This is a genomic window from Burkholderiales bacterium, from assembly GCA_013695435.1.
Classification (GTDB): Bacteria; Pseudomonadota; Gammaproteobacteria; order Burkholderiales; family JACMKV01; genus JACMKV01.
Genome location: JACDAM010000015.1, coordinates 1 through 16,154, shown reverse-complemented (window position 1 = coordinate 16,154; position 16,154 = coordinate 1). Strand labels below are relative to the sequence as shown.

Here is a 16,154-nt window from a genome sequence, read left to right as displayed (position 1 = left end):
CACAGCCGCACTTGTCGCAGAAGTGGTGCTTGATCACGTGCTTGTTGAACGTGTAGGTCGCAAGATCGCCTTCCGGCGCCTCGAACCGCACCTTTTCGCGCGGCACGAACCACAGCAAATAACCTTTCTTGCTGCAATGTGAACAGTTGCATTCGATGATCTGGCCCAGATCGCCTTCGACTTCGAACGCGACACGGCCGCAGTGGCATCCGCCTTTGTAAGTCATTTTTTCAATACTCCTGTTGATTACGGATGCCACGCCGGCGATTCCGATCAATATGGACACATGGCCCGCTCATCGGGCGAAGGCGTGAACTGCATCATAGTGTCGCGCTTTCGTCTCAAACAGGGAAATCAAGGCGAAAGCCGCGCTCAAGAGCTTCGAAAAGCAAAAAGTTACCCTTCAACTTGCGTTTTGTATCACGGCACGGCAATTGCTGTTTATAGTCAGGGTTATTGCGCCGCAACAGGGTAAGCAATCGAAGTTTGCCACAAAAAAAGAGGTTAAACGTGCAAGTCGTTCTGAATTATTTCGAGTCTCGGAGCAGGGCTTTCCTGGTGAGCTTCGGCTTTAGCCTGATCGTTCTATTGGGTTGCCTTGATTACGTGATTGGCCATGAAGCGTCGCTAGGGGTGTTTTATCTTTTTCCGACCGCAATCGTCGCCTATTTCACGGGTCGGCGCCTCGGTATCGCCGCGGCGATTTGCAGCACGATGATCTGGCTTGTCAGCGATATGCTTGCCGGCCAGGTCTATTCGCAGCCGCTGCTATTGCTGTGGAGCGGACTCGGGAAAACTATTGTCTTCATAGCCGTCGCTGTTCCCTTTTCGGCCTTGCGCGATGCGTATTTGCAGCAGAAGAAACTGGCGAGGACCGACCATCTGACACAAGCCGTCAACTCACGCGCGTTTTACGAGGTCGCCGAGATGGAACTGCAGCGCTCGCGGCGTTATCGCCGCACTATGACCGTCGCTTTCATCGATCTCGACAATTTCAAGGCCGTCAACGATGTTCATGGCCACAACTGCGGCGATGAGTTGCTGCAATCGGTAGCCCGCACCATCAGGAACAACACGCGCCGAACCGATACCGTGGCGCGATTGGGCGGTGATGAATTCGCGATCCTGATGCCGGAAACGGGGCAGCGCGCCGCCTTTGTTGCCATCCAGAAAATCAAGGAGGAATTGGCCGCCGAAGCGAATCAGAAAAGTCTGCCGGTCGGTTTCAGTATCGGCGTTCTGACCTGCGAAGATGTGCCGAGATCGGCCAAGGAAATGGTCGCGATCGCCGACAAGCTTATGTACGAAATCAAGCACAGCGGAAAAAATGGCATCAAGCATCAAGTACTCAGGCTTCAGTATGTGACCCAACCGGTCACCGATATCGAGCGATACGGCGAGCTTGAAAAGGAGGCAGTGGAAAGCCAGGAAGCCGTCTGATCGAGCACCCTTTTCCCGCTTTTCATTCGCGCCGCCGATTGAGCATTCGAGGATAGGCTCCAGCGGGCAATCATGATGATCCGGTTATAGGCAGCTCCGGATTCCCGCTTGCGCCGGAATATGACGATCCAATTTCCGCTTTCCCGGAGGATGACAGTAAACGCGGCATTGCTCCAATACACAAAGTTTACCGATAGCACTACGGCGCGACAGACTCATTTCCTTGCGATGATCACGAGCCCGGCCACGATCAAAGCCGCGCCAAGCAGCATGCGGATCGAGATGGTTTCCTTGAGCACCAGCCAGGCAAGGAAGATGGCGACGACGACGCTGCCCTTGTCGATCAGCGCGACGGTTGCCACGTCGCCGACCTTCAGCGCCTTGTAGTAGAAGATCCAGGACAGCGTGGTCGTGACGCCGGAAAGCCCAAGCCACAAAAAATTCTCTTTCTGCAGGGAGCGGATTTCGGACGGCGAAACGGCCAGAGCAGCGAATACGAGCACGAAAAAAAAGACGAAAACCGTCCGCAGCGACAAGCCGAGTTCGCCTGTAATGCCGACCAGCCCTTGCTTGGCGATCACGGCCGTGACGCCGGCAAAGACCATCGACGCGAACGCATAAAGCACCCAGCGCTCCATCCCGCCTCCTGGCAGAGGTTTCCGGTTCAGCGCCCGAAAACAGGCCGTCGATCGGCGATCACGCCACTTGGCCGCCCGAAGAAACGCGTCATATTCGAACCGCGGTCCCCGAAACGCTGACCATCAGCATTCCGTTCTTTTCGCCGAGCACTTCGTAATCGATATCGACGCCGACGATCGCGTTGGCGCCGCGTTTTTCCGCTGCGTCGGCCAAGTCTTCCAGGGCGATTTCACGCGCCTTGCGCAATTCCTTTTCGTAAGAGCCGGAACGGCCGCCGACAATGTCGCGGATGTCCGCGAACAAATCGCGGAACACGTTCGCGCCGAGCACGGCTTCGCCGGTCACGATGCCGAAATATTCCTGGATGGGCCTGCCCTGGATGTCGGGTGTGGTGGTGATGATCATGAGATTTCCTCGTAGAAATTGAATCTGTGTTGCGCGGCCTGCAACTACGGCAGTTGTCCCCTGGTCAGTGCGAAAACACAATCGTCGCTGGCGCTCGTGGCAAGCCAGGTAAACGGAATGGCGGGGAATGCCCGCTCGACGCCGTCGCGGTTGTGGCCGACTTCGACGATCAGTGCGCCTGCATCTGTCAGATGTTCGGGCGCTTCGGCAATGATGCGACGGATGATGTCGAGACCATCGCCGCCGCCGCTCAATGCGAACTGCGGCTCGTAATGATATTCCTGCGGCAGCGCGGCCATCGCGGCAGCGGTCACATACGGCGGGTTGGAGACGATCAGGTCAAAGCGGCGTCCCGGCAATGCGGCGAACAGATTCGACTCGACGATCTCGATGCGCTCAGTGAGCCCGTAGTCGCCGACATTGCGCCGGGCGACCTCGAGCGCGTCTTTGGAGATGTCGGCGGCGGTGATCCGCGCCTCCGGAAATTCGAGCGCGAGCAGGACGGCGAGGCAACCGGAGCCCGCGCAAAGATCGAGCGCCGAATGGATCGCGTCGCCATCGAGCGCAACCTCGGCGAACCGATCGCGCAGCAGCTCGGCGATGAACGAGCGCGGCACGATGACGCGTTCGTCGATATAGAATTTGTGCTCGCCGAGCCAGGCTTCGTGGGCGAGGTAGGCGGCGGGAATGCGTTCGTTGATGCGGCGCCCGAGCAGCCTGAGGACGTGACCGATTTCCTCGGGGAGCAGACGCGCATCGAGAAACGGATCGAGGGTATCGGGCGGCAGATGCAGCGCGTGCAGAATCAGATAAGCGGCCTCGTCGTAAGCGTTGCTCGAGCCATGGCCGAATGCGAGGCCGGCTTCGTTGAAGCGGCTTACCGCGAAACGCAGCAAATCGCGGATCGTTTGCAGCTCCGCTTTGGCTTCTGTGAACATGAATCAGCCGGCCAGAAGATTAACCAGGGTTCGAGTGTAAATCCGGTGCAGGTTTTCGATATCCGCGACGGCGACGCACTCATCGACTTTATGTATGGTTGCATTCAGCGGGCCGAGTTCGATGACTTGCGGACAAATATCGGCGATGAAGCGGCCGTCGGAGGTTCCGCCCGAGGTCGAAAGTTCGGGCGCGTAGCCGACGATCTCTCGCATCGCCTGGCTGACGGCATCGACGAGATCGCCTTTCGCGGTCAGATAGGGTTTACCGGACAGCGACCAGTCGATGCGATAGTCGAGCTTATGACGATCGAGTATTTCATGAACCCGGGATTTCAATGTATCCGTAGTACTGGCCGTCGAGAAACGGAAGTTGCATTCGATTTCGACCTCGCCGGGAATCACGTTAGTGGCGCCGGTGCCGCCGCGAATGTTGGAAATCTGAAACGTCGTCGGCGGAAAGAATTCATTGCCGTCGTCCCACTTTTCCCGCGTCAGTTCAGCAATGACCGGTGCCGCCAGATGCACCGGATTTCTGGCGAGATGCGGATAGGCGACGTGGCCTTGCACGCCGTTTACGATCAGGCTGGCCGATAGCGAACCGCGGCGTCCGTTCTTGATCGTGTCGCCGAGTCTGGCCACGCAAGTGGGTTCGCCGACGATGCAGTAATCGAGTGTTTCGCCCCGCGCCCGCAGCGCTTCGACAACGCGAACCGTGCCATCGACCGCCACGCCTTCTTCGTCGGACGTGATCAGCAGCGCGATCGAACCGCGATGCCGCGGATGATCGGTGATGAAAGTTTCGGCCGCGGTAATGAAAGCCGCAATCGACGATTTCATGTCGGCCGTGCCGCGGCCGTACAACATGCCGTCGCGCACGGTCGGTGTGAACGGCGGGCTGCGCCATTTATATTCCGGGCCGGTCGGTACCACATCGGTGTGGCCGGCGAAGCAGATGACCGGCCGCGCCCTGCCGCGCCGCGCCCACAGGTTGTCGACGTCGCCGAAGCGCATCGGCTCAAGCTGAAATCCGGCGCGTTGCAGCCGTTCGCCGATCAGGGTTTGGCAGCCGCCGTCATCGGGCGTCGGCGAACGGCGCGCGACCAGCGCTTTGGCGAGCGCCAGGGTATCGGGGTTGGGCTTGGGAGTCGCGTTGCCGGAAAGCGTCGTCATAGGTGGGGAGAGATGGTTCTGTAGAGGAGAAGTCCGCTCAGTCCCATGATAAGGAAGCCGACGAGAAACATCAGCGGTCTGACCGGAATTTTTTTCACGATAACGGCGCCGACCGGTGCGGCGAGCATGCCACCGAGCGCGAGGCCGAGGATGATCTTCCAGTTCATCAAACCCAGCGTCGCGATGAACACCACCGATGCGGTCAGCGTGACGAAAAATTCGACCGCGTTGACCGTGCCGACAGTGAGCCGCGCGTGGCTGCCGCGCGCCAGCAGGGTCGAAGCGACGATCGGCCCCCAGCCGCCGCCACCGATGGCATCGACGAGCGCGCCGAAAAATCCGAGCGGTGCGACATGTCTGGTAACGGCGGTCGGCGGAAATTCCCGGAATGCCTTGATGACCACGACCCCGCCCAGAATAATCAGATAGACCGCGATGAAGGGCTTGACCAGGTCTCCCGAAAGCGATGCCAGCAGATAAGCGCCTATGGCGGCGCCTATCATCCCCGGCAGCAACAAACGGCGAAATAATGCCTTGTCGATGTTGCCGAAATAATGATGCGAGAAAGCCGAGAAACCGGTCGTGAAAACTTCCGCGGCGTGCACAGTCGCACTCGCCGTTGCCGGCGTCACGCCCATGCTCAGCAGCAGCGACGTCGCAATCAAGCCGTATGCCATGCCGAGGGCGCCATCGACCAATTGCGCGACGAAACCGACGAGTATGTAGAACCAGATCTCGGCCATGAATTTTTGCTGTCATGCGAATTCTGGAATCGCCGGGATACGCGCGGCTGCGATGAAGAATTCGAGGCAGGAGGCAGGTTCTGAAGCTTGCGAAGCGGCAATCGATTCCGGGATGGCTCCCTCTCACGTGCTAGGGAGGGCTGGGTGGGCTCGATCCACCTCAGGTTCGCTCCCTCCCCGCTTGCTGGGGAGGGCTGGGGTGGGGAGAAGTTGCATCGCGCTTCTTTCCACGCTTCACCCCCGGCGCCTAGTGCAATATCGACTCGATCTCCGCGAATGTGCGGGCGACTTCGGTCATGTGGACCGGCAGGCCCAGGCTGCGCGCGATCTGCGAAGCCGAAAATAGCCCGCACACCGTGTTGTTTTCCACGACAACGGCGTGCTGGCGGCCCCAAGACTTCAGTGTCGCGACGACGTGACCGACCTTGGCTGAGAGCAGCGTTTGAAAGGCCAGCACGTCGATATCCTGTTGCGGCGTCATGAGGTCGGCCGCCGTGATTTCGTTTCTGCGCAAACCGCGGTCCTGCAGCAGGCGCAGCGGTTTCTCGCCGAGGATGTCGACGGCGGTCAGGATGCCGAGCACGATGCCGGACGCGTCGACCACGAGCAAAAGACGGACGCCGTGTTCGATCATTCTGCGATTCGCTTCTTCCATCGCCGCATGAGGCGTGATCGTCACCGCGCTGATCTGGCGGAAGTCGGTCATCACATCGAGCGCCGGCGAATCCAGGGTTACGCTGGAAGGCAGACTTTCGGTGCGGCGGCAAAAGCCGCTTTGCGGCTGCAAGCGAAATGCGGCAAGCGGCGAATAATTTCTCATCTCAGCCTCCGTCTGGTTCAATGGGTGGCGCTACTGGTCTTGCAGGAATGCGGGTCAGAATCTCACGATACGTCAGCCTTGAAATTGAAACCGCCGACATCGAGGCGCTCCTGCGCTTTTTCTTCGCGCCGGTTGGTCGTCGCACGCTCGCCACCGGCGTTGTCGATCAGCCACGACAGATTGCTCGGCGAGTCGGAATACGCGAGCGCGTCGTCCAGGTTCAGTTCGCCGTCCTTGTAAAGCTTGTACAGCGCCTGCTCGAACGTCTGCGTACCGGCCGACATGCTTTTTTCCATCGCCTCCTTGATCTGGTCGAGCTCGTCGTTCTTGATCCGCTCGGCGATGTGTTTGGTGTTCAGCAGCACCTCGATAGCCGGTGTGACCTTGCCGGATCTGGTTGGCACCAGCCGCTGTGAAATCACGCAACGTAGCGAGATCGACAAGTCCATGAGCAGACTGGCGCGCGTTTCATACGGAAAAAATCCGATGATGCGGTTCAATGCGTGATAGCTGTTGTTGGCATGCAGGGTCGACAAACACAGATGCCCTGTTTGCGCGTAAATCAGGGCCGAATGCAGGGTCGCCCGATCGCGGATTTCGCCTATCATCAGCACGTCCGGCGCTTCGCGCATCGCATTCGTCAACGCGCTGTCGAAGGTCATCGTATCGATGCCGACTTCACGCTGATTGACGATGCTTTTTCGGTGCTTGAAAACGAATTCGATCGGATCTTCGATGGTCAGAATATGGCCGCCGCGGCGCTGGCTGCGGTATTCGATCATCGCCGCCAGGGTCGTGGATTTGCCCGAACCGGTGGAACCGACGACGAGCACGAGGCCGCGCTTCTCCATGATCAAATCCTTGAGCAGCGGCGGCAGCCTCAATTCTTCGAGCGATGGAATCTCGTTTTTCAGATAGCGCACGACTATCGCGACGGCGCCGCGTTGCCGAAACACGTTGACGCGGAAGCCGCCGACATCTTTCACCGGATACGAAAAATTCGATTCGCAGGTTGCTTCGAAAATCCTGACTTGCGCTTCCGGCATCATCGTGTAGGCGATGTTTTTGACCGTCGCCGCATCGAGCACTTGCGCGTTCACCGGAACGGTTTCGCCGAGAATCTTGATCAGGATCGGCGCGCCGGCCGTAAAAAAAAGATCGGACGCGTGCTTCGCGGCCATCAGCTTGAACAACGGATTCAGATCCATGTCAGCGGGCCGAAGAAAGGAAGGATAAAAAGCTCAATGTCGACAACATTCCACCATGCAATCCGGAGCTAATCGCGCAACAATTCGTTGATGCTGGTCTTCGCCCGCGTTTTCGCGTCGACCTGTTTGACGATGACCGCGCAATACAGGCTGTATTTGCCGTCGCTCGACGGCAGGTTGCCTGACACGACGACGGAACCAGCCGGCACGCGGCCGTAAAGCACTTCACCGGTGGCGCGATTGTAGATCTTCGTGCTTTGTCCAATATACACGCCCATCGACAGCACCGAGCCTTCTTCGACGATCACGCCTTCGACGATTTCCGAGCGCGCGCCGATGAAGCAATTGTCTTCGATGATGGTCGGGTTGGCCTGCACCGGTTCGAGCACGCCGCCGATGCCGACGCCGCCCGACAGGTGCACGTTCTTGCCGATCTGCGCGCACGAACCGACTGCCGCCCAGGTATCGACCATGGTTCCGTCATCGACGTAGGCGCCGATGTTGACAAAAGACGGCATCAGCACCACGTTCTTGCCGATGTAGGCGCCCTTGCGCGCCGCGGCAGGCGGCACCACGCGCATGCCTCCGGCCGTGAATCTGGCGGTATCGTATTCGGCGAATTTGGACGCGACCTTGTCGTAATAATTCGTGTAGCCGTGCGCGATCATCTGGTTGTCTTCGATACGAAACGACAGCAGCACGGCCTTTTTGATCCATTGCCGCGTGACCCACGCGCCGCCGACTTTTTCGGCGACGCGCAATTCGCCTTTATCGAGCCGCGCCAGGACCGCATTGATCGCCTGCTTCAATTCGAGGCCGGCGCTATGCACATCGATTTCGCTACGCCGCTCGAATGCGCGCTCGATGATTTGTTCGAGTTGTTTCATGATCCGAAGATGAAGAGATTGCGAACGCGCGATCGAATACGATCAAAGGCTGCGGCAGAAGGCGGCAATGCGCCGCGCAGCTTCGACACACTCGGCGAGCGGCGCGACCAGGGCGATCCTGACGCGCTCTGCACCGGGATTCATGCCATGCGCGTCGCGCGCCAGATAACTGCCGGGCAGCACGGTCACATTATAGTTGCGATACAAGTGCTGCGCGAATGCGGCGTCCGCCATGCCTGAGCCGCCGGCCGCTTTCGGGCTTTCCGCCCACAGATAAAATCCGGCTTCCGGCATTTCGACCGGCAGCGCCGGTTGCAGAATCGGCAGCACGGCCGCAAACTTCTCGCGATACAGGCGCCGGTTCTCCACAACATGCGCTTCGTCCTGCCAGGCGGCAATGCTGGCGGCCTGGATCGGCGGGCTCATCGCGCAGCCGTGATAGGTGCGGTACGACAAAAACTTTTTGAGCAGCGCGGCGTCGCCGGCGACGAAACCGGAACGCATGCCGGGGACGTTGGAGCGCTTCGACAGGCTCGAAAACAATATCAGCCGCGCGCAGCCGGCGCGGCCAAGCTGCTGCGCGGCTTGCAGCGATCCGAGCGGCGCGCTGCCTTCATCGAAATAAATTTCCGAATAACATTCGTCGGAGGCGATGACAAAGTCATGTTCGTCGGCCAGTTCGAAAAGACGCCGCCATTCGGCAAGCGGCATGACGCGGCCGGTCGGATTGCCGGGCGAGCAAACGTAGATCAATTGCGTGCGGCGCCAGACATCGGCGGGAAGCTGCGCGAAGTCGAGCGCGTAGGTCTTTTGCGCGATCGTATTCAGGTAAAACGGCTGGGCGCCGGCCAGCAACGCCGCCCCTTCGTAGATTTGATAAAAAGGGTTTGGCGAAACCACCACCGGCGGTGCGCGCGGCCCTTCGCGGCTGTTATCGACGACGGCCTGTGCGATCGCGAACAGGGCTTCGCGCGTACCGTTTACCGGTATGATCTGCGTCTTTGCGTCGAGCGCGACATTGAAGCGGCGCGCGACCCACGCAGCGATCGCTGCCCGCAACGCATCGCTGCCGAGCGTGACCGGGTAATTGGCGAGACCGGCCAGGTTCTGCGCCAGCGTGTCGCGGATAAACTGCGGCGTCGCATGCCTGGGTTCCCCGATGCCGAGATTGATCGGCGCAAGTCGGGCGTCGGGTTCGATACCGGAAAACAGCGCCGCGAGTTTTTGAAACGCGTACTCGTGCAGGCGTTCGATATTCGGATTCATGCTGGTCGCCGCGGATTCGGACGCATGCTGGTCGGAGCCTTCGAATCGCGCATTATAAAGAGACAGCGTTGTTATCCAAACAAAAGCTGCTGCCGATCATAGCGCTGCTGACGGGCGCCGTGGTCTGGGGCCTGATCTGGTATCCGTATCGTTTCATGGAGGCGGCCGGAATTTCCGGCGCGCTCGCCACCTGCATCACCTATGGCATCGCGCTCGTTTCGGCATCGCGCTGTTTCATCGCGAGCTGCGCGCATTGCGGCGCAGATCGAGCGGCTGGCCTGTCCTGATCGTTATCGCGCTGGCCGCCGGCTGGACCAATCTCGGATATGTGCTCGGCACCCTGTATGGCGAAGTCATGCAGGTGCTCCTGCTGTTCTATCTGGCGCCGCTGTGGACCGTGCTGTTCGCGCGCGGGCTGTTGAACGAGAAACCTGGCGCGCAGGGTTATCTGGTCATCGGATTGGCATTCGCCGGCGCTGTCGTCATGCTGTGGCGCCCGGACGCCGGGCTGCCATTGCCGCAGGGCGCCGCGGACTGGATGGGATTATCCGCCGGCGTCATGTTTGCGCTGGTCAATGTGCTGAGCCGCAAAAGTGAGGAGCACAGCATCGCAGTGAAATCGGTCAGCGTGTTCGCCGGCGTCACACTGTTGTCGCTGCTGCTCGTGATCTTCGCGCCATTAGAGCCGCCGGCGCTGCCCGCGGCGTTCGCAGCGCTGCCGGTCGCCATGCTGCTGCTGCTCAGCGTCGTGATCCTTGCCGTCAATCTGGTTGTCCAGCACGGCCTCGCTCACACGCCGGCCAATCAGGCTATTGTCATATTCCTGTTCGAGCTCGTGGTCGGCGCATTGTCATCGTACTTTCTGGCTCACGAATCGATGACAACGCAGCAATGGACAGGCGGCGCGATGATCGTCGCAGCGAGTCTGTTCTCGGGGAAGTTGGGCGAGCACGCTTAAACGAGCAGACGGTGTCGCGGAGGAAACACGGTTCCGAACACCAGCCGCAGCGCGCTGCCGTCGACAGACCTGGCGCTAACCCGCCGGTACGCCTCTCCGGCGCACCAGGGAAGGGCGAAGGCTTTAACGGCTGCTGACCTTGTTCGCGCCCAAAATGCCCGCCGCCGCCTGTTGCACAGCTTCCTTCGCTTTGTCGACGACCGCGCCCATGCCGAAAAATTCGTGCGTCACACCTTCGTAATTCCTGTAATCGACCGGCACGCCGGCTTGCTCGAGCTTTTCGGCATACGCCCTGCCTTCGGAGCGTAGCGGGTCGATTTGGGCGGTGATGATGGTCGCTGGCGGCAGCCCTTTCAGATCCGCTACTTCGGTCAGCGCGATCAGCGGACTGTTTTTATCGGCCGGCGTCGGCAGGTATTTTTCGTAGAACCACGTCAGCATCGGCGTATTCAGCGGCTTGGCCTCGGCATTCTGCTGTTCCGATTCGGAGCCGATTTGCGCGTTCGCCACCGGGTAGACCAGCACCTGATGGACGGGCATCGGGAGCTTCGCCTCACGCGCCATCAAAGCGACCGCCGCGGCCAGATTGCCGCCGGCCGATTCGCCGACGACCGAGACGCGATTCGGGTTGCCGTTGAACGCCACTGCGTTATTGAGTACCCACTGGTAAGCCGCGAACGCATCCTCGTGCGCGGCCGGAAACTTGTGCTCGGGCGCCTGGCGGTAATGCGATGACACGACGATTGCTTTCGCGGCATTGGCCAGCGCGCGCGGCGAAGCGTCATAGGTGTCGAGATTGGCTATCACCCAGCCGCCGCCGTGATAATAGACTATGACCGGAAACGGCCCCGCACCATCCGGCGTGTAGATGCGCGCCTTGATCGGGCCGGCCGGACCGGGGATTTCGCCGTCCTGCACTCTGGCGACCGGCATCGGCGCCGTGCTCTTACCCTGGCTCTGCAGGAGCGCCTTGACGGCATCGGCCGGGGTCGGCTGCTTGCGCGCTTCTTCGGCGCTCAGGCTTACAATCGGTTTGCCGCCAAGTGCTGCGAGTTGATCGAGCACTGCCTGCATTTGCGCATCGGGCTTGCCGGACATGCCTTTGACTTCCGCATGCTGGCTTTCCTTCGCGCCTTTATTCGCGGTGCTCGCGGTATCCGTTCCGGTGCGCATGCTTTCGCAACCGCTGATGGCAAACGCGGCAACGATGGCGAGCGCCAGGGTTGCGCGGCTGATTGTTTGGTTGATTGTTTTGGTGGTCGATTCCATTCGATGCTCCTTGTGTCTTGATAAAATGTTGGGGGACTAAAGCACGATATTGCGGCCCGCTACGGCGGGACTGGATTTTGGAACGGCGCAAGCTGGCACAGGTCGAAGCGTGCGCTGACAAATGCGTTGGCAGCAGTATCCATGCCATTCGCTTCGACGGGGAGCGCCCTGGTGGTTTGCGGCGCAGCGGCCGCATCGGCTGCAAAAATTACAAGACCTGATTGCAAACCTGGCAACTATCTCAAGCGATGAAAGACGATTTAGCCGCACTGAAGATCGATCGCACGCGCAAGCCCAGGGAATTCGGCCGTCGCCGGCGCTTGCCGCGCTGGCTGATCGTGCTGCTGATTGCCGCGCTCGCCGCAATCGGCGCCTGGACATTTTTCGACGCAAACAAGGCGATCGAGGTCGAGGCCGCGCCGGTCACGATGTTCTATCCTTCGCAGGCGGCGACGGTGTTGAACGCGACGGGCTTCGTCGTTGCCCAGCGCAAAGCCGCGGTCGCATCCAAAGCGACCGGACGCCTGGTCTGGCTCAACGTCGTCGAAGGCAGCATAGTCAAGCAGAATGAGGTGATCGCGCGGCTCGAAGAAGCCGATGTCGGCGCGACGCTCGAGCAAACCCGCGCTAACGTCAAGCTTGCCGAAGCCAATCTCGAACAAGCGCGCGCCGAACTGAAGGATGCGCAAAGCGCGCTCGCGCGTTCACGCAGTCTGGTCAAGGACGGTTCGGTTTCGCGCGCCGAGAACGACACCGCCGAGGCGCGATTCGCCAAAGCCAAAGCCGCGATCAGCAGCGCCCAGGCTTCCATCGGCGTCGCCCGCGCCAATGTCAGAGGCGCCGAAGTCGCCGTCGATCAGACGCAGATCCGCGCGCCGTTCGACGGCGTGATCTTGAGCAAGCACGCGAATGTCGGCGATGTCGTCACGCCATTTTCGTCGGCGCTCGACGCCAAGGGCGCCGTTGTAACCATGGCCGACATGGACACGCTCGAAGTCGAGGCCGACGTATCGGAATCGAATCTCGAAAAAGTGAAACCGGGACAGCCCGCCGAAATCCAGCTCGACGCGTTGCCAGGCTCGCGCTTCCAGGGCGAGGTGCATCGCATCGTGCCGACCGTCGATCGCAGCAAAGCGACCGTGCTGGCGAAAATCCGTTTCCTCGAGCGCGATCCGCGCATCCTGCCCGAGATGAGCGCCAAAGTCGCGTTTCTGTCGGAGCGTTTGCCCGAGCCAAAGCGCGCGCCGCGCACCGCGGTGGCGGCATCGGCGATCATCGAGCGCAATGGGCATCCAACCGCGTTTGTGATCGATGGCGAAAAGGTGCGCGCAGCCGTGGTCGAAACCGGCGAAAAGCTCGACAGCCGCACCGACAGCGGATCAGCCGCGCCGGATGACTCGGTCGGTCAGCTGATTGAGGTGCGCGCGGGGCTCAAGGCCGGCGACAAGGTGGTCCTTCGGCCGCCCGAAGAACTGGCCGACGGCGACAAAATCTCGATCGCCGAGAAGCAGAAATAATGGCGCTGGTCGAAATCCGCGAGCTGAGCAAATCGTATAGGCGCGGCAGCGAGCGCGTGCCGGTGCTGCAGGCTTTGAACTTCGATATAGACGCCGGCGATTTTCTCGCGCTGATGGGGCCGTCGGGTTCGGGCAAAAGCACGCTGCTGAACATGATCGCCGGCATCGACAAACCCGATTCCGGCGCGGTGATGATCGACGGCGTCGATATCGTCGGCCTTTCCGAATCCGAACTCGCCGCCTGGCGCGCCGCCAACATCGGGTTCATTTTCCAGTTTTACAATCTGATGCCGGTTCTGACCGCGTTCGAGAACGTCGAGCTGCCGCTGCTGCTGACCGATCTATCGGGCCGCGAGCGCAAGCGCCATGTCGCGGCCGCGCTCGGCATGGTCGGCCTCGCCGATCGCGTTACGCATTATCCCGGCGAGCTGTCGGGCGGCCAGCAGCAGCGCGTCGCCATCGCCCGCGCCTTCATTAGCGATCCGGCAATTCTGGTTGCCGACGAGCCGACCGGCGATCTCGATCGCGTATCGGCGCAGGAGATTCTGAATCTGCTGGCGCGTCTGAATCGCGAGCTGAACAAAACCGTCATCATGGTCACGCACGATCCGCACGCCGCGCAAGCGGCGCATCAGATACGCCATCTGGAGAAGGGTGAGTTCAGCGAGGCGGTGGTTAGTTCGGTGTAGCAGGACTGGATTTGGAGGGCGCTGATTTGGCAGCGATGCGTTCCCCGCAGACGCTTGGAAGCGCATCGCAGACAACGTCGTGGCGTACCGCGCATAAAACGCTCCGACAAGACTGAGTTTCTTAATGCAGCTCCTCAAACTGATCCTCCGCAACACGTTGCGCCACAAGCTGCGCACCTGGCTGACCGTGCTTGGCATTATTGTCGCGACGCTTGCGTTCGGCCTGCTGCGCACAGTCGTCGATGCGTGGTACGCGGGCGCCGAATCGGCATCGGCGGCGCGGCTTGTCACGCGCAATTCGATTTCGCTGGTGTTTCCACTGCCGATCACCTATCAGGGCAAGATACGCCAGATCGAGGGGGTCGCGGCGGTTTCGTATGCGAACTGGTTCGGCGGTGTTTATATCAACGAGAAAAATTTTTTCCCGCAATTCGCGATCGAGCCGCAAAGCTACCTCGATTTGTATCCTGAGTACCTGCTTCCCGAATCCCAGAAAAAAGCCTTCATGCAGGACAAGAGCAGTTGCATCATCGGCGCCAAGCTGGCGGAAACGTATGGCTTCAAGCTCGGCGATACCGTTCCGCTGCGCGGGACGATTTATCCGGGCACGTGGAATTTTGTCGTGCGCGGCATCTATCAGGGTGCAGCCGAAAACACCGATCGCTCGCAGTTTTTCTTCCACTGGAGTTATCTGAACGAGACCCTGAAAAAAACCGTGGCGCGGCGCGCCGAAAGTGTCGGCGTCTACATCGTTGGCCTGGAAGATGCCGACGATGCCGCGGAAACCGCCGGCCGCATCGACGCGACGTTCCGCAATTCCCTGGCCGAGACGCTGACCGAAACCGAAAAAGCGTTCCAGCTCGGCTTCGTGTCGATGACCGAAGCGATCGTGGTCGCGATCCGCATCGTGTCGTTCGTCGTCATCGGCATCATCATGGCGGTGATGGCGAACACCATGGCCATGACTGCGCGCGAGCGCCGCCCCGAATACGCGACCTTGAAGGCGCTGGGCTTCGGCCCCGCCTTCATCGCCTCATTGCTGTTCGGGGAATCGCTGGCGATCGCGTTGTTCGGCGGAACGCTGGGCGCGCTGGCGACTTTTCCGGTCGCCGAAACCTTCGGCGCTGCGATGGGCACCTTGTTTCCGGTATTCAACGTCAGCGTTGAAACCTTGATCATGCAGTTTTCTGCCGCCGCAGCCGTCGGCCTGATCGCGGCAGTGCTGCCGGCGATACGCGCGGTCAGGGCGCCCATCGTCGAAGGGCTGCGCAGCATCGGCTGAAAAACGACCGCGCCCGGAACTCTGATTGCGTGATGAACGAAACGACGTCCAGCGGCGGCAATCTCGCGGCAACGATCACCACCAATGTGCCGGCACGGCTCGACCGTCTGCCGTGGTCGCGCTGGCATTGGCTGATCGTGATCGGCCTCGGCACGGTGTGGATACTCGATGGACTCGAGGTCACGATCGTCAGCGCGGTTTCCGGCCGTTTGACCGAACCCGGCGGCGGGCTCGTGCTGACAAGTTCGCAAATCGGCATGGCCGGCGCGATCTACATCGCCGGCGCAGTCTGCGGCGCCTTGTTTTTCGGCTGGCTGACCGATCGCTACGGCCGCAAAAAAATGTTTCTGATCACGCTCGCGGTCTATCTGGCGGCGACGGTGCTGACCGCGTTTGCGTTCGATGCGTTGTGGTTCTATGTGTTTCGTTTCTTCACAGGCGCCGGCATCGGCGGCGAATATGCTGCGATCAACTCTGCGATCGACGAACTGATTCCGGCGCGCGTGCGCGCCCGCGTCGATCTGTTCATAAATGGCTCGTACTGGGTCGGCACCGCGCTCGGCGCAGCCCTTGCCGTGGTCTTGCTCGATGTGGATTTGTTTCCGGCGGATGTCGGCTGGCGGCTCGCGTTCGGCCTCGGCGCGCTCCTCGGCCTCGGCATTCTGCTGGTTCGTCGCAACGTGCCGGAAAGCCCGCGCAGGCTGTTCATCCGCGGCCGCAAGCGCGAGGCGGAGGCATTGGTCGATCACATCGAAGCAAGCGTCGTTGCCAGCACCGGCCGACCACTGGCTGCGGCCGCGCGGCCGCTGACGATACGCCCGCGCGGCGCGATCGGCTTCGTCCTGGTCGCGCGGACCATGTTCAGCCTGTATCCGAAGCGCTCGCTGCTGTGTTTCTCACTGTTCACCGGCCAGGCATTTTTG

16 protein-coding genes and 1 pseudogene are annotated in these 16,154 nt (G+C 60.6%); 6 read left to right on the top strand and 11 right to left on the bottom strand.

Features of this window, described 5'->3' with window-relative positions:
- Window positions 1–226, bottom strand: a 226-nt coding sequence (locus H0V78_00930) for a GFA family protein (GenBank protein MBA2350384.1), incomplete at its 3' end; no start/stop codon positions are given.
- A 284-nt stretch (window positions 227–510) separates the two neighbouring features.
- Between H0V78_00930 and H0V78_00925 the strand changes: the two genes are divergently transcribed.
- A complete protein-coding gene (locus H0V78_00925) occupies window positions 511–1,440 on the top strand; it encodes a diguanylate cyclase (GenBank protein ID MBA2350383.1) in 930 nt (309 codons plus the stop codon).
- A gap of 215 nt (window positions 1,441–1,655) precedes the next feature.
- Here H0V78_00925 and H0V78_00920 read toward each other — a convergent pair whose 3' ends face one another.
- The 9 genes from H0V78_00920 to H0V78_00880 form a co-directional block, all read right to left on the bottom strand.
- A complete protein-coding gene (locus tag H0V78_00920) occupies window positions 1,656–2,078 on the bottom strand; it encodes an EamA family transporter (protein MBA2350382.1) in 423 nt (140 codons plus the stop codon).
- An 88-nt stretch (window positions 2,079–2,166) separates the two neighbouring features.
- Window positions 2,167–2,484: a heavy metal-binding domain-containing protein gene (locus H0V78_00915; protein MBA2350381.1), complete on the bottom strand. Its 318-nt coding sequence runs from the start codon at window positions 2,482–2,484 to the stop codon at window positions 2,167–2,169.
- A gap of 44 nt (window positions 2,485–2,528) precedes the next feature.
- Window positions 2,529–3,422 (bottom strand): 50S ribosomal protein L3 N(5)-glutamine methyltransferase, encoded by an 894-nt coding sequence (prmB, locus tag H0V78_00910; GenBank protein ID MBA2350380.1) that lies wholly within the window; start codon window positions 3,420–3,422, stop codon window positions 2,529–2,531.
- Window positions 3,423–3,425: 3 nt separating this feature from the next.
- Window positions 3,426–4,592, bottom strand: a complete 1,167-nt coding sequence (dapE, locus tag H0V78_00905; protein ID MBA2350379.1) for a succinyl-diaminopimelate desuccinylase — start codon at window positions 4,590–4,592, stop codon at window positions 3,426–3,428.
- Window positions 4,589–5,335, bottom strand: coding sequence for a sulfite exporter TauE/SafE family protein (locus tag H0V78_00900; GenBank protein MBA2350378.1), 747 nt, complete (start codon window positions 5,333–5,335; stop codon window positions 4,589–4,591). The genes dapE and H0V78_00900 overlap by 4 nt, the downstream gene beginning before the upstream one ends.
- A gap of 247 nt (window positions 5,336–5,582) precedes the next feature.
- On the bottom strand, window positions 5,583–6,155 hold the full coding sequence (locus tag H0V78_00895; protein MBA2350377.1) for a CBS domain-containing protein: 573 nt from the start codon (window positions 6,153–6,155) through the stop codon (window positions 5,583–5,585).
- A gap of 62 nt (window positions 6,156–6,217) precedes the next feature.
- On the bottom strand, window positions 6,218–7,363 hold the full coding sequence (locus H0V78_00890; GenBank protein MBA2350376.1) for a PilT/PilU family type 4a pilus ATPase: 1,146 nt from the start codon (window positions 7,361–7,363) through the stop codon (window positions 6,218–6,220).
- A 68-nt stretch (window positions 7,364–7,431) separates the two neighbouring features.
- A complete protein-coding gene (gene dapD / locus H0V78_00885) occupies window positions 7,432–8,250 on the bottom strand; it encodes a 2,3,4,5-tetrahydropyridine-2,6-dicarboxylate N-succinyltransferase (GenBank protein ID MBA2350375.1) in 819 nt (272 codons plus the stop codon).
- A 42-nt stretch (window positions 8,251–8,292) separates the two neighbouring features.
- A complete protein-coding gene (locus tag H0V78_00880; GenBank protein ID MBA2350374.1) occupies window positions 8,293–9,516 on the bottom strand; it encodes a succinyldiaminopimelate transaminase in 1,224 nt (407 codons plus the stop codon).
- Window positions 9,517–9,671: 155 nt separating this feature from the next.
- On the opposite strand from H0V78_00880, the pseudogene H0V78_00875 reads away from it, so the two are divergent.
- Window positions 9,672–10,474 (top strand): annotated as a pseudogene (locus tag H0V78_00875) (DMT family transporter).
- Window positions 10,475–10,597: 123 nt separating this feature from the next.
- On the opposite strand, the gene H0V78_00870 reads toward H0V78_00875, so the two are convergent.
- Window positions 10,598–11,647 (bottom strand): alpha/beta hydrolase, encoded by a 1,050-nt coding sequence (locus tag H0V78_00870; GenBank protein ID MBA2350373.1) that lies wholly within the window; start codon window positions 11,645–11,647, stop codon window positions 10,598–10,600.
- Window positions 11,648–11,991: 344 nt separating this feature from the next.
- Here H0V78_00870 and H0V78_00865 point away from each other — a divergent pair, with 344 nt between their 5' ends.
- The 4 genes from H0V78_00865 to H0V78_00850 form a co-directional block, all read left to right on the top strand.
- A complete protein-coding gene (locus tag H0V78_00865; protein ID MBA2350372.1) occupies window positions 11,992–13,260 on the top strand; it encodes an efflux RND transporter periplasmic adaptor subunit in 1,269 nt (422 codons plus the stop codon).
- Window positions 13,260–13,949 (top strand): ABC transporter ATP-binding protein, encoded by a 690-nt coding sequence (locus H0V78_00860; GenBank protein MBA2350371.1) that lies wholly within the window; start codon window positions 13,260–13,262, stop codon window positions 13,947–13,949. Before H0V78_00865 ends, H0V78_00860 begins: the two co-directional genes overlap by 1 nt.
- 124 nt (window positions 13,950–14,073) lie before the next feature.
- Window positions 14,074–15,231 carry an ABC transporter permease gene (locus H0V78_00855; GenBank protein MBA2350370.1) on the top strand — a complete coding sequence of 386 codons (1,158 nt, stop codon included), beginning with the start codon at window positions 14,074–14,076 and terminating at the stop codon, window positions 15,229–15,231.
- A gap of 32 nt (window positions 15,232–15,263) precedes the next feature.
- On the top strand, window positions 15,264–16,154 hold an 891-nt coding region (locus H0V78_00850; protein MBA2350369.1), incomplete at its 3' end, for an MFS transporter.